This is a genomic window from Spiroplasma phoeniceum P40, assembly GCF_003339775.1.
In the GTDB taxonomy this organism is placed as follows: Bacteria; Bacillota_I; Bacilli_A; order Mycoplasmatales; family Mycoplasmataceae; genus Spiroplasma; species Spiroplasma phoeniceum.
The window spans coordinates 1,666,058-1,690,544 of the sequence record NZ_CP031088.1 but is presented as its reverse complement, the minus strand read 5'-3'; the positions used below and the strand labels follow the sequence as shown (position 1 = coordinate 1,690,544).

Genomic DNA, 24,487 nt, shown 5'->3' with positions numbered 1-24,487 from the left:
ATGAAGAAAACATATAATAAAAAACGAAAAGAAAAATATAATCAAAGAAGAAAAATATATTATTCTAGTATGGTTCGTAAAACTGTTAATCTTTACTTAAATACCGAACAAGAAAAAATATGAAATAATTTACCACAAAACTATACTTTTTCAGAAAAAGTAGAATATTTTATTAATTATTATATTGTAAATAACAAATAAAAAATAACCTTAATTGGTTATTTTTTTAATTTAAGTCCTGCGACTTTATGTGCTTTATGAGTAATGTCTCGTTTTGTTGCTTTATGTTGTAAAGTAGCTTCAATTAATTCTTCATTATCATATTTTTCTAAATCAGAAATTGCTAATTTTAAATCATTAATATCTTCTTCAACACGAGCAATATTTTGAGTACCAACACCACCAAAATGATTTTTAATATCATTCATAACTAACACAATATTTTCAAATGCATCTTCAATTTTATTAAAGATTTTTTCTTCAGCATTTTCTCTAAAATCATCTGTAATGCGTTCTGCTTTTACTGAGATTGCTTTATTTTTAATTAATTTACTAATATAACCAATTAATAAACTAGCAACAACCCCACCTACAACAGAAGCAACAATTACAATAATTCCAATTGTTGATGTAAGCATAAATTGCCACCTTTCTATTTTATAATCTATATATTTTGCCGTACGTACAATTTAATTATAACAAATCTTATTCTTTTATTCATCTTTTTTTAAGACAATATTGATTTCAACTTTTAACTTGTTCTATTGTTTTTTTACAATTATGACAAATATTAACATTATGTTTTTTAAGATATTTACGAAATATTAATCAACCAAATAATATTAAATATAAGATATAACTTGGTATTTTATAAACTTGCTCTAAACATTTACCAATCGGTAATTTAATTGCTGGTATTTTAGGTATTTTTGTTGTTAATCAAGCAGTACCATGTAATATTGGATAAGATATAATAATCCCAGTATATCCAAAAAAACCACCATCAGTTATATTGTGTTGACCAAACATAAACTCTTTAATTGGTTCTAATGTTGGTATTCAATTAAAATGTAAACTAGTAAAAAATAATCCATATAAACTTAAAAATGGAGTATGATATAAAATTGACAGTGCATTATATCGCATAATATATGCTTTTTTAATATGAAATGGATATTTATCATATTTTAAAAACTTACGATTTTTTCATGCTTTAAAACTTTGACTTGGATTTCTTTGTTCAAAACCTAATCTTTGTCAATAAGTACCATTTTCATTTTTAATAATAATATTTTCTTTATCTATCATATTTACACCTCTTGTCGAAAAATACGAACACTATTAATTGGTATATTAGAACCCTCTGAACCATTAGTTAAATAAATCCGACCACTAGCACTATATAAAGCAATACTATAAGGGGTTTTATCGAAATCATCAATAAAACAAGTTGCTTGATGTTTAGATAAAGTTTTATTTTCTTTTGTTTCTGTAAAATAAGGTGGTTCAAGTCATAACATACCTTCAGCACCTTTACGATTAGTTGGTGATAATCAAACTTGATAACGATATTCTTCTGAAAATTCAGGAATATCAATATACTTAGCACTATCAGGTGTATAAGATATACTTACTTTTTCTCATTTTATTTTTTTACCTATATCAAATATTCATTTTATTACTTGTTCAAAAGTATCTTTAAAACTTTGATTTAAAGATAATTTATTATTTTTAACACCAAATTCATCTGATAATAATAATTCTAAACTACTATCATCTTTTTGATGTAATGGGGCATTAACTGTTATTGAACTACCACTTTGTGCTTTTTTAACAATATATTTTCCATCTTCTTTATCAATATAATCTTTATTTAAATCACTATCTTTAATAACATCAGATGGTATATCACCACCTTGTTTTGCTTTTCATACATTATTTTCATAATAAATCGTATCATTATCAAAAGGCACTGATAATTCATTATTAGAATTATATATAATACTTTTATTATCCAGTTTAACGGAAATATTATTAACTTTTAAATCTAATTTTTTAGGAACAGAATCAATTTTATTTATAAAATTAATTAAAATTGAATTATCACTTGAAGTAATATTATTGTTGGAAATATAATTATTTTTTACTCAATCATAACTAGCATATCCACTTCCTTCATCAAATTCATATCTTCAATCATTACCAAATCAAGAATTATCTTTTTCTTTTAAATTAGCAAATCGAATATTTTCATATAAACCAGCATTAATTAATATTTTTTGTACTTCATCAGGTACAAATTGCATATCTTGTGGTACATCAATATTGTATGATTGACTACCTTGTGAAAAAGTTGTTGCTTGTAAAAGATATTCAGTTCCTTTTGATAATCAATGTAAAGTATAAATAGCAGTTGCTCATTTAACAGCAATTTGTTGTTCTTCTGTTAAATTATTAATATTATCGGCATATCCAATATAACCACCAGTCCAATCATTAATTTTAACTGAACTTAAATTAATTGCTTTTTTAATTCATTCATCACTATAAGTTTGTTTATTATCTTCAAAATCATTTGTTCAAAAACCAGATTCTTTTAATTCTTGAATTGATATATACATTCACTTATTAACAATATCTTTTAATTGTATTGCCATTATGTAGCCCTCCTTACATATTTAATATTTTTTTGTATTTTTTTACCTTCAATTTTAATATTTCTTAATACTTTTTGTGTTTTTTTAGTAAAATTAACAAATTGTATTGGTTTATTTATTTTAGAAAATTGTGATAAATATTCTCTTCTTTTTTTTCTAAATTGTTGTGCTTGATTTTGTTTTCACTTATAAGTACCAATTTGATTAACAGTTCTTCGTTTATCATGACCAATATTACGATAAAAACCTTGTTCAAGTTTTCTAATGTATTTTCTTAAATCATTAATATCTTTTGCATTTATAAAGTTTTTTGATATTTTGCCATAATAAATACCTTTATTTTTTAAACCTTCTTTAACATGTTTACGAATCATACTTGGTAATCATACTCTTAATCAAATTCTTCAAAATAAAGTCCCAGCATTAGCATTAGCATTTTTTATTGCTAATCAAACATCAGCCGGCATTGAAGGATAAGTATAAGGTCCATATACTTTTACCTTTGGTTGAAATAAAAACGTAGCATTACCCGTATTAGTAATTTTATTTGTCATTTCAAACTTACCATATTTAATTCAACTAGATTGAATATTAACTCATTCTTTTGAATCTTGATATTGCTCATTAAATAAATTTTTCCCTTGTTCTAAACTTCTTTTTTCTATTTTATCTAATAAAGAATTAATTTCTTGTTTTGTTGCCTTTTTTAAATATTGTAAAACGTTCCTTGGGTCTGTTCAATTATATAATTTTTTAAATTGAGAAGTTTCTTTTTTAATAATGCCATACTTTTTTAAACCATCTTTTAATAATTCACCAATTTTAGTATCTTGTAAAGCAGCAGTTAATAATCTAATTAATTTTAACATTAAACAATAAAAGGTAGTTTCCTACCTACCTCCTAGTCAATTTTTGTTGGTTTTTTAGATGAAATAGAACCACTATTTGAACCATTATCAACTGTTAAAGTTAATTCCATTTGTTCTTTAATTGATTTATTTACTTTTTGCAAACTCCATTCTTGATTTGAATTATTAATTGATTTTATTTGATTATTTCCAAATAAAGTTGGTTTAATTGTATTTGCCATAATTTTCACTCCTTTTTATTTTTTAGTAGCAGCAGGAACTGTAATTTCCATTCCTGTTGTTTCACCAGTTAATCAATTTGTACCAATTAAACTATATGGTACCGAAACATTATTGCTAAAATTACCCTCATCTCTATCATTAAATATTGAATGATCATAATCTAAAATATTAACAATATAATCTGAAGTTGTTAAACCAGCATTAAGTTTTTGAATTGCTTTAATAAAACCAGTATTCATTTCAGTAATTACATCTGCTTTTTTAGTTAAATCAGGAACATCACTATATCAAGGTGTTTTTAAAGTTCCAATATTATCTTTATTAAATTGTTTAATACTTATTTGATTTACTTTTTGTACTTTATAATACTGAACTTGTGATACACCAGTTGCATTATTTTTACCAGCAATATAAATATCAACATAAATATCTGTTGTAGTAATATCATAACTTGATGGTTCACCTTGATAATATAACGGTCATCAATCATAATCATCTGCTGTTAAACTTGCATCAACCGCTTTAACTGCTTTTAAAACTTTATCATTTAAAAGCGGTCTTAAATCTTCACTTGATACTTTTTGAGGTACAATAATTCCTTTAATTATTTCATCATTTGTTAAACTATCAACATTTTTAATTTTATCGTGAATATCTACGGCACTACTTACTTTGAATAAATTAAAGAAACTGTTCCACTATATTTATTTGGATTTCCAGTTGCTAATGTGCCAGTAGATGTAATATTAGAGAATGTTGCATCTCCAGTTTGATAATTAGTATTTTTTGTCTTAATAGCAGTTTCTAATTCTGCTGTTGTTGGTGTATCACCAACCATTGTAATTTGACCTAAATTAGGTGTTGTAATAACTGTTGATAAAGCAGGTAGTGTTGGCGGTACTAAATTTATTCAAGGTGCTAACTCAAATGTATAACCTTTTTTATTTTGAGCATTAGTAATATCATTATTTGTTGGAGTTCCAGTTACAAATAATCAATGCATTTGTCGCATAAATGTTGGTAATGAAAAAATTCCACGCCCCATATAACGAAGATTACCTGTATTTTGATTAATTACTTGTTGAATACTTTTTCAACCTTGTGGCATAGCACAATCTTCTTTATGTCCAATAAATCCTCATGCTCCAACTGTTTGTGAAAAGTTTAAATTAAAATCTAAGTCTTTATTAATTCCAGTTTCTTTACCTTTATTAAATTGGCGACCTAAATATCAACTTTCAAATACATCAACACCAACAATCATTTTTCTTCATAATTGACCAGTTGCTAATGTATCTGCTGCAATTTGGTCTAAGATTTTAGTATATGCTTTTTGTAAATTGAGCAAATGCTGGCATAGCTACATGTACTACTAAATCATCTTTTGAAGTACCAAACATTAATGCATTTATTTTTTGTACTAAATTAATAGCAATATCATTAATTTTATAAAATGTTTGTTGTGCTGAATCTGCATCTGTTGGAATTGGTAATATAATATATTGACCAGTTGCAATACAACTATCAATAACTCCTTGTAAATAAATTGCATTCATATTTGAATATCAATTACGAGTAATAGTACGCATTCATTCTCCAATTGTATTAGTTTCTTACTTCAACAGGTGATTCCATAAAACGAACAGTATCAAATGAAGGAACATCATACTTAAAAGTTAGCATTTGATCCATCATAACGACTGCTCTTCGTACTCCTACTGATTGTTGTTCAGCACCATCAGATGTATCATAATCATTTCCTCAAACCATTCTTTCAGGAAATACATATTGCCCTTGTTCAAAAGGACCTGCCATTGAAATTTGTTTAGCAGACATCATCATCATTTCTGTTGCGTCAATATATTGACTATCTGCTTCTAAAATTTTTTTAATTTGTAAAACTGCAACATCACCAATTGCTTTTTCTGTTGGACTATTTCCACCAATTTGAAAAAGAGTAGGTAATGCAATACTTGATTTTCACCTATTTTTGCCATAGGTTAATCCTCCTTATTGTCATTGTAAATTTTTAGCAATTTCAATAATATCTTCATCAGTTTTAGCACCATTTTTTTTAATTTCTTCTAAACGATTAGATTTAATTTCTTCTTGTCTTTTTAACATTTGGTCAATAACTGATCCACCATCAACAGTGCCATCAACTTGATTTAGATTATATTCTTCTGCTATTTTATTTATTCTTTCTTGTTTAGATAAAATCATTATATTTTTCATTATCAATTAATGAACTAATAATTTTTTATCTTTATCTGTAAAATTTTGTAAATATAATTCATTTTCTAATAAATTACTTTTATTTTTTAATTCTTGTAATTGAGCATTAACAGTTTCTCAATCTGTTTTTTCAACTACATCTTCACGATTTTTAATTGATTCACGAATTTGTTTTGCTTGAGCATCTAATAATTCATTAACTGCTTGTGCTTTTTCATCATCAATATTTAAAATCTCTTTAATTTTTTCTACATTTGCCATTATTTTGCACTCCTTATTTAAGTGTTGGATTAACACTTTTAACAAATTATAGTTAAGACTCTTTTTATGGAAAAAGATTAAACCATTAACTTTATTTTACACTATTATTTTACCAATACAATACTTTTTATATATATAAATACTAAACAAATAACATAAAAGTGTTATAATAAAATTGAAATGCTGTAAAATACGACATTTTTAGTATTTCCATATGGAACAGTACTCAAATTGGACAAGAGGACATCCTGCTAAGATGTTAGGTCGGGTAACCGATGTGAGAGTTCAAATCTCTCCTGTTCCGCCATTTAACTAGAGTTTTTTTACTTAATTTCATAATTCTCCATAAATATAAATCTAAACTTAATATATTTTATTGCTAATATACCCCTTAAAACACGTAATAAAGGTATTTACAAACAAATATATTTATATATAAATATTTAGACTTATTAAATAATCATGAAATTAAAATATATTCTTGCAATTTCCAAAAATTATTTATAATGATGATATACAAGATTATCGTTGTTGTCGGTCAGAGTCTAGTCGGTAAATACTTCTAGAAACAAAATTGCTGGTGTGTTCTTAGAGAGCAGGCAAGCTGCCCGACAAAAAAGAGATATTAAATCTCTTTTTTAATTCTTTTTAACAATCATAGTATTAAGCATATCTTTATATTCCTTTATCTTGCTTTTCATATATACCATTGTTTCTTTAAGTTTTAGTTGAAATTCTTTAAAATGATTAATACACAACTGCACAGGTCAATCACCCTGCATTTGTCTAACTAAATTATCATTTTCATCTTTTTTAAATTTTGCTAATACTTATCTTTACAATCAGGCATCTCACAATCTAACGATTTTTTTAATAACTGCCATCTTATTCACCCTTAACTTTTACATTACCATTATCATCAATAACTAAATTAGGTAATTTTTGTTCTTCACCATTTCAGCAATAAACTGATTTAAAAAAGTTCCATCATCTTCAATTCAAGTCGCATGTTCTCTTGTTTTATTTGCAGCTAAATCAAATTCATTTCTATATAAAAATGCGCCACTATATGACTTGTCAATTTTAGTATAACTAATAATACCATTTATTGTATTATTTTCAGTATAACCTATATTTTTATATTTTTTAATTGTTCAATTATCGTTTTTTGCACCTTTTCATACAATTATATAATATTTATAATCTCCCTGAGAATTAAATGGTTTTTCTTGTGCTGCTATTCATTCTAAATTATCTTTAATTTCTTGGTTAGTAGTATCTATTTTATTCTTTTCTTTTAGTTCTTTTAATTCTTCGGGTGTGTATTCTTGTGTTTTATTACAAGCAACTAAACTTGTTGTACTTGTTCCAATTAAAGTGATTGTACCTAAAAAGACTTAATATCTTTTTCATTATTATAATTCCTTTCATTAAATCCTTTTACAATCACAATTATATATATATATATATATATATTCAAGTATCAAAACCTAACTTTTGGGAATAACTGTAATACTAATAGGGTTAATACTTTTATTTCTAATACCTAAAACAAGGTGATTATTAATATCTATTGTTAAATCTTTATCATTACCAAAATAAGGTCAATATCCAGCACCACCTAAAAATATTAATTCTGGTTTCAATTTTTTTTTGAAAATCTAATTTTTAATTTCATATCATTTGTATAATATGCTTGTAAATATATTTCTTTAACTTTATTATCAGAAATATCAGAAATTTTCAATAAAAACTGAAAAACACCACTATTTTTTTCAGTCCAATAAATACTTTTATAATCTTCACTTGGTGTATTAGTAGTTTCACCAGTAAATAATGTTTTTCATCTTATTTTCTTTTTATATTAGCAAGGTCATAAATTAAACTACCATTAAAATTAACATTGTCAAGTTGTGATAAACCTTCTTTTTTTAAAGTTACGTTAGATAATAAACCTAAATTATTGCTGCAACTATTTTTCCCAGCTAATAAATTAACATTTCTATTAGAAATAAAATATTTTATATCTGGTTCAAATACACAAACATATAAATTATTAAGATTATTAAATTGAATTGATGAATAAGCATTTAAAAATTGTTCTAAAGTAGTAATTGTTGGGTTAATTTGTTTTTAAATCAACTTCTAATTCATAATAAGAAGTATATAAATTATCTAAAAATAATTACCACGATTAATACAGTGTGAATTTACAGTAATATTAGTTTTTAATGGATAATTTCTATTAGCATCTAATATATTTACAGTATATGGTTTATATGTAAATGGGTCTGGTGGCAATACTGCTTGAAGGGTAAAAAAAATGTTGTTTCTTCTAATAAATCATAATCTAATGCACTTGTTTTAATAACACTATTTCATGCTTGTACATTCCCATTTGGTTTAATAAATTTTGCCATTGTTTTGTCATTCACCTTGAAAATTTTGAAATGCAGTAATATTATCATTTAAAGTAAATGGATTTTCCTGAATATGTTGTAATTTTAAAAATTAGTTTTAACCAATAGTTTGTAAATTAATTAAATCAATTACATAACTTTCTAATGTTCCATCAGTAGTTGGATTAAAATCTAATTTATTATCTAAATTAGTTAATGGTGTATCTTTATCTAATGCTTGAAAATCTTGTGATAATATTACAATTTCATCAGTACCACCATTAACATTAATTCTATTTTGTCCTAAATCAATAGTAGAATAAACTTTTGTACCTAAATCTTGACCAGTTGCAGAATAATAATGTGTTTTGATTTTATCAGTTAATTTAAGCATACAACCAAATGTTAATGAATTACTTCCAATTAAACACCAACTTGGTCTTCTGTTTCATTACGAACATATCATAAGGAATATTACCTTTTCCAGCACTATTATCTTTTCATAAACTATTTTGAATAATTTCATAACTTAAATAATCAATAAAAGCATTTAATTGTGCTATTTTTGGTATTAATTGCGTATTTTTTTTGACTCATTAATTTAACTGGTAAACCTAAATCAAAAAATGAAATTATTTTACCAACAATAGGTAAATTATTAAGACTAAATTTAGTAAATTCATTAACATCTCAAGGTAATAATGAAATTGATGAATGTGTATAACGATTAGCATTTAATATATCATGAAATGATGAAGATTTTAATTGTGAATAATCAAATGATGCAACACCAAAAGAGACTTTTTTATATTCTGGGTCTTGATAAATAAATTTACGAATTTGTTTCGTATCATAAGCACCTTTTAGGTTTAAATTGTAATCCACTATCTCAAAAAGGTGTTTTATTAGGATTTGTTGCTCTAGTAGCAATTAAATCACTTCCTAATACACCTTCAGCATTTTTCTTTGCTAATGGATCTGCTAATGCATTAAAAATATTAGTTCATTCTCCATAAGTAGTTTGATTAGATGGTTTTAATCCTTGTAAATTATATAAAACATTAGCAGGATTAGAATTAGTTAATAAAGTATTGGCATTCCACTTAATTCATCTGAAAAATAATAAATCTCGTGGTTGATATACTCTTTTATTAATTTGTCCTGATTTAATAGGGCGACCAATAACAGTTAAAGAACTAAAAGCAGTTAAACCTAATACTTTTAAATCAATTCATTTTAACACCAACATCTTCGGCTAAAATGGGTCATAATCAACAATTCCATTAATAATTCTTGGGAAAAATAACCTTCACCAATAGCACCATGTTGTATTTTTTGTCATATTGCCATACCTGATTTAGATAAATGGTCATTAACACTACTAAATGTAATTTCTTGAAATAAAAACTTTTTATTATCAAAAGGATCATAGTAATCTGTAATATTAGAAATATATAATCATTGAATAGATTGATTATATTCATAAGTATTAATAGTTTCTCCACCAATATTTTCATTATTTTTATTTAAAACAACATAAAGGTTTATTCATCATTTTGACCAAATTGTTTATCTGTTGATAATAAAGTATATTGTCTTTGAGTTGAAATACCTTGAAAAATAGGGTCAGGCGTTCCTTGCGATGAAAAATATGCACCACTTGTACTATTTTGTAAATATGCTTCATACATATCACCACGATTAGTAGGATAATGCATTGGATTAATAATTTTAGTATAAAAATTATCAGCATCTTTAAAGTTTTTTTCTTCTGTTCCTTTATTAACTTGTTTTAATTTAAAAGCATTTTTTCATTGAGCAATAATAGTAGCATTACCAGTAATTGCTAAAGTAAAATCTGAATAATCTTGCGGAATACTATTAATTGGTTTATATCCACTTGTAGTTAATGGAATAACCCATTAGTAATTACAAAAGGAAAAAATAAATCATTTATCTAATTCTTGGATTTTACGCTTAATAACTTTACTATCAGTAGATGCCATTCTCATTGCAGTATATAATACTTGATTATTAATTTGTATTAATTCTTTACTATTATTTTTGTTTAAATTCATCTTTTATACCACCTGTATTATCATTTTCTAAATCAAATTTAGAATTAGTTTCTAATTGTGCTTTATCAATTTTTTCAACTTCTTTTATTGCAAATGTCATAGGAATACTATCAACAATATGAATATATTTTGCACGAGACATAGTACCATTTTCTATTCTTGTATTATTTACATCAACTAAACGCATTTGGTCAATAATTCCTGCTGGTTTAAATTTTAATGAATAGGGGCGTTCAATTTTATCTCAATTACTATTTTCAGCAATTCAATATTTATGAAATATTCATCAACAATCAAATAAACGATATAAATAATCTAATAAAAAATCTTGTCATACTGCTTGTGATTCAATATCTTCTGCTTGCATAATTAATGTTTGATTTTGATTAGTATAAGTTCCTTGTTCATCTGCTTGTCAACTTAAACCAATACCACGAAAAACATTTTTTAAAAATATGATCAGTATCTAAATTATAATCATTTGAGTTATATTGTCCTTGAGTATAATTAACAGTTGATCCACCACCTTTTTCATCATAGTTATTTAATACATTTTGAATAACAAAATCACTTTCATAATCATTTCAAGATTTTTTATTCTTTTTTACATTATCTATTTCTTCACTTGTTGCTTGAATATAACCTCTTGCTCGTGAAAATCTTCTTGTTTTCTTTTTAATAAATAAATTATCTTGTAAATCTTCAATTAATCACATAGTAGGGTAAATATCGGGATAAGCATTTAACATTGTACTTGATGCTTGACCTTGTTGATTAGCACGAATAAAATTAGGAATTTGAATTAATGGAAAACGACCTAATTTATTAATATAGTTCTTTTTTTCAATTCTTAAACTTTTATCTATTTTTCCAGTAGTTTGCACCTGCTTGAGTATTTTCAATCATTAGGATATGAATCAATTTGAATATATTTATCATTAATAACAACATGAAAGATATAACCAGTATCATCTTGATTTGGTAATATTCAAATATCTGCTGCTTGCTCTTCTTCATTAATTTTTGATACAAAATTAGTAAATAATGCTGTTCCTAACATAACATCTAAATCACCATCATGTGTTTCATATATAAACATAACAGCAACACCTAATAATGATTTAGTTCATGACATTTTAATTAATTTTTCATAAATTTTTCTTTTATGATATCAATTTTGTCAATGTATTAATGCTTGTTCATTTTCACTATCACAAAGTAAACCACGCCCAATTTCCATTCTTACTTTTCTTTGTGCAACAATTAAAGGCACATTTATTTTTCAATCACGATTATTAAATGATAATCAATTATTTTATATTATTATTTCATTTTTATTTACTCCTAATCTAGCAAGATGACAAATTAATATCTTACTGTCTTTTTCTACTTTATCTACTTTTAAAACTTTATAATCATTTTTATATTTATAAACAAAAATATTATTTTTAGGACATTCTTTTTATATTTTCCAATAATTTTATCCATATCAATTAAATATATATACATTTTAAATATACTCCCTTATTAATCTATTAGTTGATGATTGAACAATCTCTCTTATATATTCTGATAATGCATAATAATCAGCATCAAATTCATCATCATATAAATCAACTATTTCTTCTTTTCCACCATTAGGTTTTTTCTTTTCATTGAATCATTGGATATTCAGTATTACTTTCTTCTAAGTATTAAATCATGGGTCATTTTTATCACTAATCATTGCTGCAATAAATGAATTAACTCTATTAGTAACTGACCAGATACTTTTATCAACTTCTTCAAATCTTAATAATTTACCATATCTATATTTTATTTTTTCTTTATTAAGAACATCAATAAATGCTCTACCACCAGCACCATAATCAACATTAATAGTTAAACCACTTTCAATAAAAATAGTACTATTTTTTAAACTAGATAAATAAAATTGAATAATATCATTTGCTTGTTCAAATGTATCTTTATATTCCATTGTTGCATTAGAATGTGTATATTTACCTATTTTATGTACTTTTTTTAAAGTTGAATTATATACTCATAAACTAGCACTTGTTTTATGTCATTAGGACTATCTGCTTGGGCAAAATCAACACCACCTAATATTTTGTCAAAATTTCAAGTTAATTTAGTAAATTTAAGATATCTAGCAAAAACAGCACCTTGTACTTGCCCAGGTAATCCTCAACTTCATACTCTTGCTCTAACTGGGTCTAATTTTTCTGTTTCTAATTGGTCAAGAATTACATTATCATCTAAATAAGGATTAAGTCTTCAACTAGAATAATGTATTATTACTGTTTTAGTAAGTTTTTTTATTCTTTTCATAATAATTAATTTTAAATTTACCTATTTGATCAGGATATTTAGATAATAATATTTGTTCATTAAATAACATTATTTCATTACAATAATTTAATAATATAACGGTGTAATGATTCAGGATTAGATGAATTAATAATAAATTTTCTTTTAGCACCACGAATAGCATATTTTAATTCACTCATATCATCTTTTGTTAATTGGTCTGCTTCTTCTCTTCATTCAATAGCAAATTCATAATTATTTAAATCAGCAAATGCTTTTAATTTTTCTCTTTTAGTTTGTGAATGTAAACCTTTACAAATAATATAAGTACCATTATCTAATGTAAAAGAATTCTCAGATAAATTAACTTTATAATTAATATTCATATCATTAAGAGTATTTTGAATATTTTTTAAATACTCCATTTCTAATATCTTTATTCATTTTCATAACAGCAATAATAAATATTGGCTTACCAACCAATAATGATATAGCACAGCATTTGCCAACTACATTATCTTTTATCATAAAAGTTTTAGCACTATAACGACTTCCTATTTCATTATATTCATCAGCAGGATTATATATTTCTTTTCACGGTGGCATTAGGAACATGTTGTTGATAAAAATCATCTTGGAATTTCATCTAAATGTAAAAAATGTTTAAGCATCTTTAATCACCTCATTTATTTTAGGTAAATCAACATTATCAAAATTAATAACAATATTAGCATTATTTATATTTGTATCTTTAACATATTTCTCAACATATATTTTCTTCCCCCCGCCATATTTGTCATTTAATAAAGCCAATTCCAATTCTATTTCTAATTGATTTATTGTATTTTAATAAAATAAAGCGGTTTTTGTATCAACTTCATCTTGTCAATTATCAAATGGTAGTTTTAAATAGTATAAATATGCTCTTTTATTGCTTAATTTGGTGTCTTTTTTCTTCAAAATGCCTTAGTTTTACTTGAAATAGTCTTAAAAGTTACCATTTTTTACTCCTTTTTGCATATTAAAATTGCTATTATTTAAACAATATGGTTAAATAAAAGAGTATAAAACCTATCAAACTTATCAAGAACTAAAAACTTAGCAAAATGTATTAAAGAACTTAATATTATTTTATTATGTTTATTTTACAATTAAAAAAAGACTTTTTCAAGTCTTTTTTTGTAAAACAAGTATAGAGACAGATATTCGCAACTTGTTATAAATTAATTGTATAACTTTAAAAATAATTGTCAATAGTTTTTTAAAAATAGTGTATAAATAATTTTAAAAAGATTGGAGACAGAATATATGAAAGATTATACACATCTAAAATATGATGAACGAAATTTATTTAAGGATTTATTTTTATCTGATAGTTGTAAAAAGAAAAATGGTACGCTTAATTTATCTGAAATTGCAAGACAAACAAATCGCAGTGTGAATACTGTTAAAAGAGAAATTAAGCGATTTAAAAAATATAGAAGATTATATAGCAATAGAAGCACAAAAAGATTATTATAAAAAGCGTAAAAAATGTATTAAAAAACTACCTGAATTTACAGAAGAGCAATTAAATTTCATTCATCTGAGATTTAATGCTTATCATGATTCACCAGCAGAAATTATTCAGCGTTTTTTAATAAAGTTTGGGATTAAATTTCCCGTTTGTGTAAAAATTGTATAAATGAATTTATTTAGGTCTTTTGGGTTTGTTAAAGAAAAATTTATTAAATGGTGGTAGAAGAAATAGAACAAAAAAAGACCTGATAATCGTGGCAAATTAGATGAAAGATTTAAGTCAATTTGAGATATTGAAAATAAAGTTTCTAATGTTGGATGACTTGAAGCGGATACAGTTGTTGGAAAAGACCATAAATCTGCTGTTTTAGTTTTAGTAGAACAATCAAGTAAAAAATACTTTGCTATGAAATTAGAAAATCATACTGCTAATGAAGTTGTAGAAAAGTTTAAAGATATTGTTATAAGTAATAATTTAATTGGAAAAATTAAAGGAATAATAACAGATAGAGGTAAAGAATTTAGTAAATTTGAAGAGATGGAAAAGATTACTGGTTCTAATGTTTATTATTGTGACCCTGGTTCACCAAAACAAAAACCCTTAATTGAAAGAATTAACCGTGAATTTAGAAAACGCTTTCCTAAGGACACTGATTTTAATAATGTTAGTCAAAAACAAATTGATTGAGTAGTTAATGTTATAAATGATAAACTCCGACCGTGTTTAAATTGAATAAGTGCAAAAGAAATGTTTTTACAGAATATTAAGTAAATTTATTAATTAAAATTTAATAAATGCTTTTTTAGTGTGCTTAAATATGGTTAAATTAAGCTATATTTATAAAATATTTTATTTTTTTAAAAAAAGAGTTGCATTTGTTAAAAATGATGTTATTATCAAATTAACAAGAGACAGATTTTGCTACTTGAATTTACATAATACATAATGTATAATGTACGATGAAGCGGCAAAAAAGCAACTCTTGTTAAAGGGTTGTTTTTTTATTTGAAATAAAACAACTCCTAAAAGGAGGTAATGATAATTAAACAACAAAAATATGTGATGTTAATGATTGTTATAAATTATCATCATTCATCACCGAAGAATTTGTATCAAATAAAGTTTTATGAACTTGTGAAAAACATAGAAATTTATTGAATAAGGTAAAAGATAAAACACAACAACAATTTTATCAAAAACTAGAAAATTCAAAAATTATCTTTGATTATGAAACTGGTTCATTAAAAATTTGATTTTATAAAACAACTTAATGCAGAGTGGGACGGTTATTTTAAATAACTAAGTGCTTCCATAAGAACATGAGTATTAACTCATTCCCACAGCCGTCCGAGGCAAGTACTGAAATAGTGTATGAGGAAAGAGGTAAATCGGCGTTGGTTATTATTTTTAATAACTTGCGATAGTGGTGATGTGTCCAAGGCTAACATCAAACCACAATAAAAATAGAGATGGTGACACAAACAATTAAATTTGCGATTAGCATTAGGTCCTTCAAATTGATGCGAGTAAATTTAATTTCAAAAACTGAGCGTTGCCTCCTTGAAAAAGGAACGGAGAAGGAAGACATATATATGTCTGGCGTCTAATTTAAAAATATAGTTGCAGATTTTTAATAGATGCTAAAACAAAACATAACACCGCCACCGCTTACCCCAGTAAAGCGGATGGCGTAGTAAATAAATAGATAAATACTTATATAACTAATTATCGCTTCGGCACTTTCACTTGGGAGTGAGTGCCAGCGAGTTAAAGATAGGAGAAAAAATGATGGAATATAAAAGTAAATATATTAATAAAACTTGAGATGAAATAACAACATCTTTTGATTGAGTTAATTGTCAACCTATTGATTGTCGTTTTTACATCATAAAAAACATTATGATTTTCAATGTTTAGAATGAGCAAAAATGTACTTAAATTTATTTAAAGATAAATGAGGTGTTATTGCGTCTTATATGGAACATTACAAAATTAACGATATTTTAGATTTAGCATCAGATGGATGAAAAATATTACAATTTGAGAAAAAAATAAAAGGAATAATTTAGGAGGTAAAGATGAAAAAGAAATATTGTCTTAAAAAAAGATATTGAGGTTATTGCTTTAAATGTGATAAACAAAATAATATATCCCTACCCACAATGAAATTACTGATGAACATTGAGCATTAAATAAAAAGAATTAGGAGGAATTAAATATGAGTATATGAACATTAATAATAATCATAATAAATATTATTTCATGCTTAGTGTCATTACCTTTTACAATATATGGAATAATCCAAGTCATTAAAACTAAAAAAATAATTAAAAAGATTAAAAGTAGGAAGGAATAAAATTATGGAAAAAAGATACTTATTAGTAATGAAATTTGAAAATGAAGTTCTAACTAAATCGTTTTATACATTAAAAGAAGCAAAACTTACTGCTAGTGTTGAAAATGAAAATGAATGATTAACAACCATTATTGATTTAGAAAACGAAAATATTAAATGACAAGGAGATAAATAATATGAAAGAAATTAGAAATTTACAATTATCAGAATTTCAAAAAGAAATTATTAATAAATTAGATGATGAGTACTGCTATAAAATTTCATCACAAGAACAAAATAAAGATACCGCTATTAATATTATTGATAATGATGGTAATTTCTTGTTAGAAATATCAAGTAGCGACGACTATGTATCAATAAATGAATTAATAAAAAATAGGGAAAAAAGCATTGAAAATCTTAATGGATATCTTAAAAAAAGTTTAAATATGTGTAAACCATATACTGAAAGCATTGAAAATCATAAAAAAACTATTAAATTATTAGAACTTATATTAAAGGAGAATAAATAATATGTGAAAAGATGAAGATGGCAAAGTTTACACAAAAGAAGATTTATTTAATGAAGCATTAGAAGAATGTCATTCAGAAGAAAGTGCTTATGACTATATTGATACTTTAATTGCAGAAAAGAATTTGGAGGAATTATAAAATGAAAACATTACAAGATTTAATTAAAGATTTAACAGGAATTGATGTTGAACAAAATCAAATCAGTAAATATTTAGAAAGTAAAACATTAGATTTACGAGGTGCTGATTTATTAGAAGCTGATTTACAATGTGCTGATTTATGTTGGGCTGATTTACGAGATGCTGTTTTAATAGAAGCTGATTTATATCGTGCTGATTTATCTGGCGCTAGTTTACGAGGTGCTGATTTACAAGGTGCTAATTTAAGAGGTGTTAGAATTACAAAAAAACAATTAGACCAATTAACTGTTATTAAGGAGGATGAATAATGGCAAAATATTGTAAAAAATGTCAATGCCCTGTTAATCAAATTAACTCTGATTATTGTTTATTTTGTGATAATGATGTACTTAAAGAAGAACTTACAGAATTAAAACAACAAATATTATATAAAGAAGATTTTCAAAAAGTAACTTGTTTATGAGAACATAGTTCAATTTGCTGCGATAATGGAATAACATTTTATCTTAAAGATAATTCTAAATATGACAAATTACCTAGTAAGGAGGATGAATAATGAATAAATTTATTGGAATTGGAAGAACAACAAAAGATATTGAAATTAAGAAAACTCAAAATGGGAAAGAATATGCTATGTTTCAATTAGCAGTAGCAAGACCACATTCAACCCAAAAAGAAACTGATTTTATTCCTTGTCAAGTTTGAAATAAACAAGCAAATTTATTACAACAATATTGTCAAAAAGGTAGTCAAATTGCAATTACAGGTATTTTACAATCTTATAAAGATAAAGATAATAAAATACAATGAATGGTAAGAGTTTATAGTTGTGAATTTTTACAAACTAATAATAATTTAAAAAAAGATACTTTATCTGAAAAACCACAAGAAAAAATAGAATTTAATTCATCTGATACAAAAGAATTATTTAATAATGATAATCAAAATATTGGTAATGATGAAGCAATTTTATGAGATTAGATTTAAAACCTTTATATATTTATAATGATGAATTACATAAGTATAGCATTTTAATTCCTAGTGTTAGTCAAATTGTTAATATTTTATTACCAAAAGACTATTCGCAAATTGATGATAATATTTTAAAATTAGCACAAAATCGTGGAATATGTATACATAATATGATTGATGTTTGAATAAAAAATAATTTTGATGATGAATTAATTGAATTTATTGATTGTGAAATAAAATCACATCGTGAATTATTTAAAAATTTTATAAAACTATATCAAGAAACTTTTAAAGATATTAAATTTAGACATTATGAAACTGAAAAAACACTTTATAGTCCTTTAATGTGTGGTACAACTGATTTTATTGGTATAACAACAGATAATGAATATATAATGTGTGATTGAAAAATTACAAGTTCTAATGAAAAAGCGGATATTGAACGCTATATTTGACAATTAAAACTTTATTATTTATTAGAAAAAAACTTTTGTATAGATAATAAAAAAATATTAATGATAATTATAAATCCAAAATTAAAAATAGTAATTAAAGAAAAAGTTAATATTACTAAACAAGATTTAGAACAAATTAAAGAAGCCATTTTAATATGACAAGAAAGAGAGGAGTGAGAAAATGCCACAAGAAACTAAAACAAAAACCTTAATTGAAAGTATTGGAGAAATTCAATCTGATATAAATCTTTTTGTTGGTAAAAATGCCAGAAATGACCATAATAATTATAATTATTTTACAGAAAGTGACCTCTATCAAACCTTAAAACCACAATTACGTAAACAAGGTATAACTTATACTATTCAAGCAGTTGGAGAACCAAGTTTTACAGAAACACAAAGTAGTAAAGGTGGAAAATTAATAAATTATTATTCAAAAGGATTATTAACACTTTATAAAGGTAGTGAAAAAATAGAATTAGGAATTATTTTATCAGCACAAAATTCAGATATTGCAAAAGCAATTGGTAGTGCTTTAACTTATGGAGCTCGTTATTGATTATGTAAAACTTTTGGTATAGCAACAGATGAATTAGATCCTGATAGTACTGAAATAAGTAAAGAAAATAGTAATCAAGTTATTAAAGAAAATAATAATCCAAATTCAATGAGTTTAGAACATTTTAATAATATTAAAAATTTTATTACAAATACAAAAATAGATATAAATATTAAAGAAGAAGCAAAAAAATTTATTAAAGAAACTACAAGTGCAACAAAATTAGAACCAGTTATTATTAAAAAACAAAGTGAAGATTTTTATTATCAATTTAAAGAAAGGTTTTTAAAATAATGATAAAAATAGGTATTGACCCATCAGGTACTGGTACTACTGGTATTGTTATTTATGAAGATAATAAATTAGTTAAACAGCATGAATTTAAAAATAAAGATTGAAAAGAACATTTTGAGTTTATAGATGGATTTATACTTGAATATTTATATTCAGATTATTATGTAAAAAATAAAGGTAAAATTTTATCAGACATACGAAATATTGAAGATTGCTTATATACAAATGCTAATGGTTCAAAAGACCGTGATGATTTATTAAGATTACTGGGTGCGATTGAAAATACTTTATTTACTTTTAATTTTATATCACCAAAATATACTAAATCAGTTGTTAAAAATATGGAAAATTTAAGTAAATATAATAATAGTTGTTTATGAAAATATGATAAAGATCCTAATTTAACTTATCAATATGGTAAAGGTTGATTTTATAATAATGAAAAAATAAGTAATCATCTCCGCGATGCAATTATAATTGCTAATTATGAGAGGTAATATTATGAAGAAAACATATAATAAAAAACGAAAAGAAAAATATAATCAAAGAAGAAAAATATATTATTCTAGTATGGTTCGTAAAACTGTTAATCTTTACTTAAATACCGAACAAGAAAAAATATGAAATAATTTACCACAAAACTATACTTTTTCAGAAAAAGTAGAATATTTTATTAATTATTATATTGTAAATAACAAATAAAAAATAACCTTAATTGGTTATTTTTTTAATTTAAGTCCTGCGACTTTATGTGCTTTATGAGTAATGTCTCGTTTTGTTGCTTTATGTTGTAAAGTAGCTTCAATTAATTCTTCATTATCATATTTTTCTAAATCAGAAATTGCTAATTTTAAATCATTAATATCTTCTTCAACACGAGCAATATTTTGAGTACCAACACCACCAAAATGATTTTTAATATCATTCATAACTAACACAATATTTTCAAATGCATCTTCAATTTTATTAAAGATTTTTTCTTCAGCATTTTCTCTAAAATCATCTGTAATGCGTTCTGCTTTTACTGAGATTGCTTTATTTTTAATTAATTTACTAATATAACCAATTAATAAACTAGCAACAACCCCACCTACAACAGAAGCAACAATTACAATAATTCCAATTGTTGATGTAAGCATAAATTGCCACCTTTCTATTTTATAATCTATATATTTTGCCGTACGTACAATTTAATTATAACAAATCTTATTCTTTTATTCATCTTTTTTTAAGACAATATTGATTTCAACTTTTAACTTGTTCTATTGTTTTTTTACAATTATGACAAATATTAACATTATGTTTTTTAAGATATTTACGAAATATTAATCAACCAAATAATATTAAATATAAGATATAACTTGGTATTTTATAAACTTGCTCTAAACATTTACCAATCGGTAATTTAATTGCTGGTATTTTAGGTATTTTTGTTGTTAATCAAGCAGTACCATGTAATATTGGATAAGATATAATAATCCCAGTATATCCAAAAAAACCACCATCAGTTATATTGTGTTGACCAAACATAAACTCTTTAATTGGTTCTAATGTTGGTATTCAATTAAAATGTAAACTAGTAAAAAATAATCCATATAAACTTAAAAATGGAGTATGATATAAAATTGACAGTGCATTATATCGCATAATATATGCTTTTTTAATATGAAATGGATATTTATCATATTTTAAAAACTTACGATTTTTTCATGCTTTAAAACTTTGACTTGGATTTCTTTGTTCAAAACCTAATCTTTGTCAATAAGTACCATTTTCATTTTTAATAATAATATTTTCTTTATCTATCATATTTACACCTCTTGTCGAAAAATACGAACACTATTAATTGGTATATTAGAACCCTCTGAACCATTAGTTAAATAAATCCGACCACTAGCACTATATAAAGCAATACTATAAGGGGTTTTATCGAAATCATCAATAAAACAAGTTGCTTGATGTTTAGATAAAGTTTTATTTTCTTTTGTTTCTGTAAAATAAGGTGGTTCAAGTCATAACATACCTTCAGCACCTTTACGATTAGTTGGTGATAATCAAACTTGATAACGATATTCTTCTGAAAATTCAGGAATATCAATATACTTAGCACTATCAGGTGTATAAGATATACTTACTTTTTCTCATTTTATTTTTTTACCTATATCAAATATTCATTTTATTACTTGTTCAAAAGTATCTTTAAAACTTTGATTTAAAGATAATTTATTATTTTTAACACCAAATTCATCTGATAATAATAATTCTAAACTACTATCATCTTTTTGATGTAATGGGGCATTAACTGTTATTGAACTACCACTTTGTGCTTTTTTAACAATATATTTTCCATCTTCTTTATCAATATAATCTTTATTTAAATCACTATCTTTAATAACATCAGATGGTATATCACCACCTTGTTTTGCTTTTCATACATTATTTTCATAATAAATCGTATCATTATCAAAAGGCACTGATAATTCATTATTAGAATTATATATAATACTTTTATTATCCAGTTTAACGGAAATATTATTAACTTTTAAATCTAATTTTTTAGGAACAGAATCAATTTTATTTATAAAATTAATTAAAATTGAATTATCACTTGAAGTAATATTATTGTTGGAAATATAATTATTTTTTACTCAATCATAACTAGCATATCCACTTCCTTCATCAAATTCATATCTTCAATCATTACCAAATCAAGAATTATCTTTTTCTTTTAAATTAGCAAATCGAATATTTTCATATAAACCAGCATTAATTAATATTTTTTGTACTTCATCAGGTACAAATTGCATATCTTGTGGTACATCAATATTGTATGATTGACTACCTTGTGAAAAAGTTGTTGCTTGTAAAAGATATTCAGTTCCTTTTGATAATCAATGTAAAGTATAAATAGCAGTTGCTCATTTAACAGCAATTTGTTGTTCTTCTGTTAAATTATTAATATTATCGGCATATCCAATATAACCACCAGTCCAATCATTAATTTTAACTGAACTTAAATTAATTGCTTTTTTAATTCATTCATCACTATAAGTTTGTTTATTATCTTCAAAATCATTTGTTCAAAAACCAGATTCTTTTAATTCTTGAATTGATATATACATTCACTTATTAACAATATCTTTTAATTGTATTGCCATTATGTAGCCCTCCTTACATATTTAATATTTTTTTGTATTTTTTTACCTTCAATTTTAATATTTCTTAATACTTTTTGTGTTTTTTTAGTAAAATTAACAAATTGTATTGGTTTATTTATTTTAGAAAATTGTGATAAATATTCTCTTCTTTTTTTTCTAAATTGTTGTGCTTGATTTTGTTTTCACTTATAAGTACCAATTTGATTAACAGTTCTTCGTTTATCATGACCAATATTACGATAAAAACCTTGTTCAAGTTTTCTAATGTATTTTCTTAAATCATTAATATCTTTTGCATTTATAAAGTTTTTTGATATTTTGCCATAATAAATACCTTTATTTTTTAAACCTTCTTTAACATGTTTACGAATCATACTTGGTAATCATACTCTTAATCAAATTCTTCAAAATAAAGTCCCAGCATTAGCATTAGCATTTTTTATTGCTAATCAAACATCAGCCGGCATTGAAGGATAAGTATAAGGTCCATATACTTTTACCTTTGGTTGAAATAAAAACGTAGCATTACCCGTATTAGTAATTTTATTTGTCATTTCAAACTTACCATATTTAATTCAACTAGATTGAATATTAACTCATTCTTTTGAATCTTGATATTGCTCATTAAATAAATTTTTCCCTTGTTCTAAACTTCTTTTTTCTATTTTATCTAATAAAGAATTAATTTCTTGTTTTGTTGCCTTTTTTAAATATTGTAAAACGTTCCTTGGGTCTGTTCAATTATATAATTTTTTAAATTGAGAAGTTTCTTTTTTAATAATGCCATACTTTTTTAAACCATCTTTTAATAATTCACCAATTTTAGTATCTTGTAAAGCAGCAGTTAATAATCTAATTAATTTTAACATTAAACAATAAAAGGTAGTTTCCTACCTACCTCCTAGTCAATTTTTGTTGGTTTTTTAGATGAAATAGAACCACTATTTGAACCATTATCAACTGTTAAAGTTAATTCCATTTGTTCTTTAATTGATTTATTTACTTTTTGCAAACTCCATTCTTGATTTGAATTATTAATTGATTTTATTTGATTATTTCCAAATAAAGTTGGTTTAATTGTATTTGCCATAATTTTCACTCCTTTTTATTTTTTAGTAGCAGCAGGAACTGTAATTTCCATTCCTGTTGTTTCACCAGTTAATCAATTTGTACCAATTAAACTATATGGTACCGAAACATTATTGCTAAAATTACCCTCATCTCTATCATTAAATATTGAATGATCATAATCTAAAATATTAACAATATAATCTGAAGTTGTTAAACCAGCATTAAGTTTTTGAATTGCTTTAATAAAACCAGTATTCATTTCAGTAATTACATCTGCTTTTTTAGTTAAATCAGGAACATCACTATATCAAGGTGTTTTTAAAGTTCCAATATTATCTTTATTAAATTGTTTAATACTTATTTGATTTACTTTTTGTACTTTATAATACTGAACTTGTGATACACCAGTTGCATTATTT

Annotated in this window: 45 protein-coding genes, 1 tRNA gene and 1 pseudogene; 15 read left to right on the top strand and 32 right to left on the bottom strand. The window is 24.4% G+C overall.

Features of this window, described 5'->3' with window-relative positions; genetic code table 4:
* Positions 1-201, top strand: coding sequence for a hypothetical protein (locus SDAV_RS10345; RefSeq protein ID WP_114565473.1), 201 nt, complete (start codon positions 1-3; stop codon positions 199-201).
* A gap of 17 nt (positions 202-218) precedes the next feature.
* On the opposite strand, the gene SDAV_RS10340 is transcribed toward SDAV_RS10345, so the two are convergent.
* The 11 genes from SDAV_RS10340 to SDAV_RS10290 form a co-directional block, all read right to left on the bottom strand.
* Positions 219-638 (bottom strand): hypothetical protein, encoded by a 420-nt coding sequence (locus SDAV_RS10340; protein ID WP_114565472.1) that lies wholly within the window; start codon positions 636-638, stop codon positions 219-221.
* Positions 639-705: 67 nt separating this feature from the next.
* Positions 706-1,308 carry a hypothetical protein gene (locus SDAV_RS10335; RefSeq protein ID WP_114565481.1) on the bottom strand — a complete coding sequence of 201 codons (603 nt, stop codon included), beginning with the start codon at positions 1,306-1,308 and terminating at the stop codon, positions 706-708.
* 2 nt (positions 1,309-1,310) lie between these two features.
* Complete coding sequence (locus SDAV_RS10330) at positions 1,311-2,657, bottom strand: hypothetical protein (RefSeq protein WP_114565470.1); 1,347 nt, start codon at positions 2,655-2,657, stop codon at positions 1,311-1,313.
* Positions 2,657-3,526, bottom strand: a complete 870-nt coding sequence (locus SDAV_RS10325; protein ID WP_114565480.1) for a hypothetical protein — start codon at positions 3,524-3,526, stop codon at positions 2,657-2,659. Before SDAV_RS10325 ends, SDAV_RS10330 begins: the two co-directional genes overlap by 1 nt.
* 32 nt (positions 3,527-3,558) lie before the next feature.
* Positions 3,559-3,747: a hypothetical protein gene (locus SDAV_RS10320; RefSeq protein ID WP_114565468.1), complete on the bottom strand. Its 189-nt coding sequence runs from the start codon at positions 3,745-3,747 to the stop codon at positions 3,559-3,561.
* 15 nt (positions 3,748-3,762) lie between these two features.
* The gene (locus SDAV_RS10315) at positions 3,763-3,987 is read right to left on the bottom strand and encodes a hypothetical protein (RefSeq protein WP_114565479.1); all 225 of its coding nucleotides are present in this window, start codon (positions 3,985-3,987) and stop codon (positions 3,763-3,765) included.
* Between the two features lie 428 nt (positions 3,988-4,415).
* On the bottom strand, positions 4,416-5,096 hold the full coding sequence (locus tag SDAV_RS10310) for a hypothetical protein (protein ID WP_114565497.1): 681 nt from the start codon (positions 5,094-5,096) through the stop codon (positions 4,416-4,418).
* On the bottom strand, positions 5,068-5,337 hold the full coding sequence (locus tag SDAV_RS10305; protein WP_114565496.1) for a hypothetical protein: 270 nt from the start codon (positions 5,335-5,337) through the stop codon (positions 5,068-5,070). The genes SDAV_RS10310 and SDAV_RS10305 overlap by 29 nt, the downstream gene beginning before the upstream one ends.
* A gap of 16 nt (positions 5,338-5,353) precedes the next feature.
* The gene (locus SDAV_RS10300; RefSeq protein WP_151202538.1) at positions 5,354-5,593 is read right to left on the bottom strand and encodes a hypothetical protein; all 240 of its coding nucleotides are present in this window, start codon (positions 5,591-5,593) and stop codon (positions 5,354-5,356) included.
* A gap of 165 nt (positions 5,594-5,758) precedes the next feature.
* Entirely contained in the window at positions 5,759-5,971 is a 213-nt protein-coding gene (locus SDAV_RS10295) for a hypothetical protein (protein WP_114565494.1), read from the bottom strand.
* 18 nt (positions 5,972-5,989) lie between these two features.
* Positions 5,990-6,244: a hypothetical protein gene (locus SDAV_RS10290; protein WP_114565493.1), complete on the bottom strand. Its 255-nt coding sequence runs from the start codon at positions 6,242-6,244 to the stop codon at positions 5,990-5,992.
* 216 nt (positions 6,245-6,460) lie between these two features.
* On the opposite strand from SDAV_RS10290, the gene SDAV_RS10285 reads away from it, so the two are divergent.
* A tRNA-Ser gene (locus SDAV_RS10285) sits at positions 6,461-6,551 on the top strand.
* 1,183 nt (positions 6,552-7,734) lie between these two features.
* Here the strand turns inward: SDAV_RS10285 and SDAV_RS12365 are convergent.
* From SDAV_RS12365 to SDAV_RS12345, 15 genes are all read right to left on the bottom strand, one after another.
* Positions 7,735-7,890 (bottom strand): hypothetical protein, encoded by a 156-nt coding sequence (locus SDAV_RS12365; RefSeq protein ID WP_186823386.1) that lies wholly within the window; start codon positions 7,888-7,890, stop codon positions 7,735-7,737.
* A 615-nt stretch (positions 7,891-8,505) separates the two neighbouring features.
* Positions 8,506-8,664: a hypothetical protein gene (locus SDAV_RS12360; RefSeq protein WP_186823390.1), complete on the bottom strand. Its 159-nt coding sequence runs from the start codon at positions 8,662-8,664 to the stop codon at positions 8,506-8,508.
* A gap of 97 nt (positions 8,665-8,761) precedes the next feature.
* A complete protein-coding gene (locus SDAV_RS10275; protein ID WP_114565491.1) occupies positions 8,762-9,037 on the bottom strand; it encodes a hypothetical protein in 276 nt (91 codons plus the stop codon).
* Between the two features lie 113 nt (positions 9,038-9,150).
* Entirely contained in the window at positions 9,151-9,528 is a 378-nt protein-coding gene (locus SDAV_RS10270) for a hypothetical protein (protein WP_114565490.1), read from the bottom strand.
* Entirely contained in the window at positions 9,476-9,886 is a 411-nt protein-coding gene (locus SDAV_RS10265; protein ID WP_151202537.1) for a hypothetical protein, read from the bottom strand. Before SDAV_RS10265 ends, SDAV_RS10270 begins: the two co-directional genes overlap by 53 nt.
* A gap of 301 nt (positions 9,887-10,187) precedes the next feature.
* A complete protein-coding gene (locus SDAV_RS12355) occupies positions 10,188-10,361 on the bottom strand; it encodes a hypothetical protein (RefSeq protein WP_186823389.1) in 174 nt (57 codons plus the stop codon).
* A 204-nt stretch (positions 10,362-10,565) separates the two neighbouring features.
* Positions 10,566-10,721 carry a hypothetical protein gene (locus tag SDAV_RS12350; RefSeq protein ID WP_186823388.1) on the bottom strand — a complete coding sequence of 52 codons (156 nt, stop codon included), beginning with the start codon at positions 10,719-10,721 and terminating at the stop codon, positions 10,566-10,568.
* Positions 10,702-11,088 carry a hypothetical protein gene (locus tag SDAV_RS10260; protein ID WP_114565488.1) on the bottom strand — a complete coding sequence of 129 codons (387 nt, stop codon included), beginning with the start codon at positions 11,086-11,088 and terminating at the stop codon, positions 10,702-10,704. Before SDAV_RS10260 ends, SDAV_RS12350 begins: the two co-directional genes overlap by 20 nt.
* A gap of 19 nt (positions 11,089-11,107) precedes the next feature.
* Positions 11,108-11,605 carry a hypothetical protein gene (locus SDAV_RS10255; protein ID WP_114565487.1) on the bottom strand — a complete coding sequence of 166 codons (498 nt, stop codon included), beginning with the start codon at positions 11,603-11,605 and terminating at the stop codon, positions 11,108-11,110.
* On the bottom strand, positions 11,584-11,994 hold the full coding sequence (locus SDAV_RS10250) for a hypothetical protein (RefSeq protein WP_151202536.1): 411 nt from the start codon (positions 11,992-11,994) through the stop codon (positions 11,584-11,586). The genes SDAV_RS10255 and SDAV_RS10250 overlap by 22 nt, the downstream gene beginning before the upstream one ends.
* 414 nt (positions 11,995-12,408) lie before the next feature.
* Entirely contained in the window at positions 12,409-12,699 is a 291-nt protein-coding gene (locus SDAV_RS10245; RefSeq protein WP_114565485.1) for a hypothetical protein, read from the bottom strand.
* Between the two features lie 44 nt (positions 12,700-12,743).
* Positions 12,744-13,052, bottom strand: a complete 309-nt coding sequence (locus tag SDAV_RS10240; RefSeq protein ID WP_114565484.1) for a hypothetical protein — start codon at positions 13,050-13,052, stop codon at positions 12,744-12,746.
* 77 nt (positions 13,053-13,129) lie between these two features.
* Positions 13,130-13,456 (bottom strand): PBSX family phage terminase large subunit, encoded by a 327-nt coding sequence (locus tag SDAV_RS10235; RefSeq protein WP_114565483.1) that lies wholly within the window; start codon positions 13,454-13,456, stop codon positions 13,130-13,132.
* Positions 13,422-13,637 (bottom strand): hypothetical protein, encoded by a 216-nt coding sequence (locus SDAV_RS10230; RefSeq protein ID WP_151202535.1) that lies wholly within the window; start codon positions 13,635-13,637, stop codon positions 13,422-13,424. Before SDAV_RS10230 ends, SDAV_RS10235 begins: the two co-directional genes overlap by 35 nt.
* A gap of 57 nt (positions 13,638-13,694) precedes the next feature.
* Entirely contained in the window at positions 13,695-13,844 is a 150-nt protein-coding gene (locus SDAV_RS12345; RefSeq protein WP_186823387.1) for a hypothetical protein, read from the bottom strand.
* A 495-nt stretch (positions 13,845-14,339) separates the two neighbouring features.
* On the opposite strand from SDAV_RS12345, the pseudogene SDAV_RS10225 reads away from it, so the two are divergent.
* The 13 genes and pseudogenes from SDAV_RS10225 to SDAV_RS10185 all read left to right on the top strand — a co-directional run bounded on the left by SDAV_RS10225 (position 14,340) and on the right by SDAV_RS10185 (position 20,541).
* A pseudogene (locus SDAV_RS10225) lies at positions 14,340-15,321 on the top strand (IS30 family transposase).
* Positions 15,322-16,338: 1,017 nt separating this feature from the next.
* The gene (locus tag SDAV_RS14190) at positions 16,339-16,467 is read left to right on the top strand and encodes a hypothetical protein (RefSeq protein WP_281268804.1); all 129 of its coding nucleotides are present in this window, start codon (positions 16,339-16,341) and stop codon (positions 16,465-16,467) included.
* Between the two features lie 11 nt (positions 16,468-16,478).
* Entirely contained in the window at positions 16,479-16,619 is a 141-nt protein-coding gene (locus SDAV_RS12340; RefSeq protein ID WP_162302559.1) for a hypothetical protein, read from the top strand.
* A gap of 291 nt (positions 16,620-16,910) precedes the next feature.
* Positions 16,911-17,081, top strand: coding sequence for a hypothetical protein (locus tag SDAV_RS12335; RefSeq protein WP_186823384.1), 171 nt, complete (start codon positions 16,911-16,913; stop codon positions 17,079-17,081).
* Between the two features lies 1 nt (position 17,082).
* Positions 17,083-17,418: a hypothetical protein gene (locus tag SDAV_RS10220; protein ID WP_114564119.1), complete on the top strand. Its 336-nt coding sequence runs from the start codon at positions 17,083-17,085 to the stop codon at positions 17,416-17,418.
* A 1-nt stretch (position 17,419) separates the two neighbouring features.
* Positions 17,420-17,557, top strand: coding sequence for a hypothetical protein (locus SDAV_RS12330; RefSeq protein ID WP_157092848.1), 138 nt, complete (start codon positions 17,420-17,422; stop codon positions 17,555-17,557).
* A 1-nt stretch (position 17,558) separates the two neighbouring features.
* On the top strand, positions 17,559-17,867 hold the full coding sequence (locus SDAV_RS10215; protein ID WP_114565474.1) for a pentapeptide repeat-containing protein: 309 nt from the start codon (positions 17,559-17,561) through the stop codon (positions 17,865-17,867).
* Complete coding sequence (locus SDAV_RS10210) at positions 17,867-18,115, top strand: hypothetical protein (RefSeq protein WP_114564607.1); 249 nt, start codon at positions 17,867-17,869, stop codon at positions 18,113-18,115. Before SDAV_RS10215 ends, SDAV_RS10210 begins: the two co-directional genes overlap by 1 nt.
* Entirely contained in the window at positions 18,115-18,540 is a 426-nt protein-coding gene (locus SDAV_RS10205; protein WP_114564606.1) for a single-stranded DNA-binding protein, read from the top strand. Before SDAV_RS10210 ends, SDAV_RS10205 begins: the two co-directional genes overlap by 1 nt.
* Complete coding sequence (locus SDAV_RS10200; RefSeq protein WP_114564605.1) at positions 18,531-19,184, top strand: hypothetical protein; 654 nt, start codon at positions 18,531-18,533, stop codon at positions 19,182-19,184. Before SDAV_RS10205 ends, SDAV_RS10200 begins: the two co-directional genes overlap by 10 nt.
* Entirely contained in the window at positions 19,168-19,839 is a 672-nt protein-coding gene (locus SDAV_RS10195) for an ERF family protein (protein ID WP_114564604.1), read from the top strand. Before SDAV_RS10200 ends, SDAV_RS10195 begins: the two co-directional genes overlap by 17 nt.
* Positions 19,839-20,336 (top strand): hypothetical protein, encoded by a 498-nt coding sequence (locus SDAV_RS10190; protein WP_114565056.1) that lies wholly within the window; start codon positions 19,839-19,841, stop codon positions 20,334-20,336. The genes SDAV_RS10195 and SDAV_RS10190 overlap by 1 nt, the downstream gene beginning before the upstream one ends.
* A 4-nt stretch (positions 20,337-20,340) precedes the next feature.
* Positions 20,341-20,541: a hypothetical protein gene (locus SDAV_RS10185; RefSeq protein WP_114565473.1), complete on the top strand. Its 201-nt coding sequence runs from the start codon at positions 20,341-20,343 to the stop codon at positions 20,539-20,541.
* Positions 20,542-20,558: 17 nt separating this feature from the next.
* Here the strand turns inward: SDAV_RS10185 and SDAV_RS10180 are convergent, their stop codons facing one another.
* From SDAV_RS10180 to SDAV_RS10155, 6 genes are all read right to left on the bottom strand, one after another.
* The gene (locus tag SDAV_RS10180) at positions 20,559-20,978 is read right to left on the bottom strand and encodes a hypothetical protein (protein WP_114565472.1); all 420 of its coding nucleotides are present in this window, start codon (positions 20,976-20,978) and stop codon (positions 20,559-20,561) included.
* A 67-nt stretch (positions 20,979-21,045) separates the two neighbouring features.
* Positions 21,046-21,648 carry a hypothetical protein gene (locus SDAV_RS10175; protein ID WP_114565481.1) on the bottom strand — a complete coding sequence of 201 codons (603 nt, stop codon included), beginning with the start codon at positions 21,646-21,648 and terminating at the stop codon, positions 21,046-21,048.
* Positions 21,649-21,650: 2 nt separating this feature from the next.
* A complete protein-coding gene (locus SDAV_RS10170) occupies positions 21,651-22,997 on the bottom strand; it encodes a hypothetical protein (RefSeq protein ID WP_114565470.1) in 1,347 nt (448 codons plus the stop codon).
* On the bottom strand, positions 22,997-23,866 hold the full coding sequence (locus SDAV_RS10165) for a hypothetical protein (RefSeq protein ID WP_114565480.1): 870 nt from the start codon (positions 23,864-23,866) through the stop codon (positions 22,997-22,999). Before SDAV_RS10165 ends, SDAV_RS10170 begins: the two co-directional genes overlap by 1 nt.
* Before the next feature lie 32 nt (positions 23,867-23,898).
* Positions 23,899-24,087, bottom strand: coding sequence for a hypothetical protein (locus SDAV_RS10160; RefSeq protein WP_114565468.1), 189 nt, complete (start codon positions 24,085-24,087; stop codon positions 23,899-23,901).
* A 15-nt stretch (positions 24,088-24,102) separates the two neighbouring features.
* Complete coding sequence (locus SDAV_RS10155) at positions 24,103-24,327, bottom strand: hypothetical protein (protein ID WP_114565479.1); 225 nt, start codon at positions 24,325-24,327, stop codon at positions 24,103-24,105.
* Between the last annotated feature and the right edge of the window lie 160 nt (positions 24,328-24,487).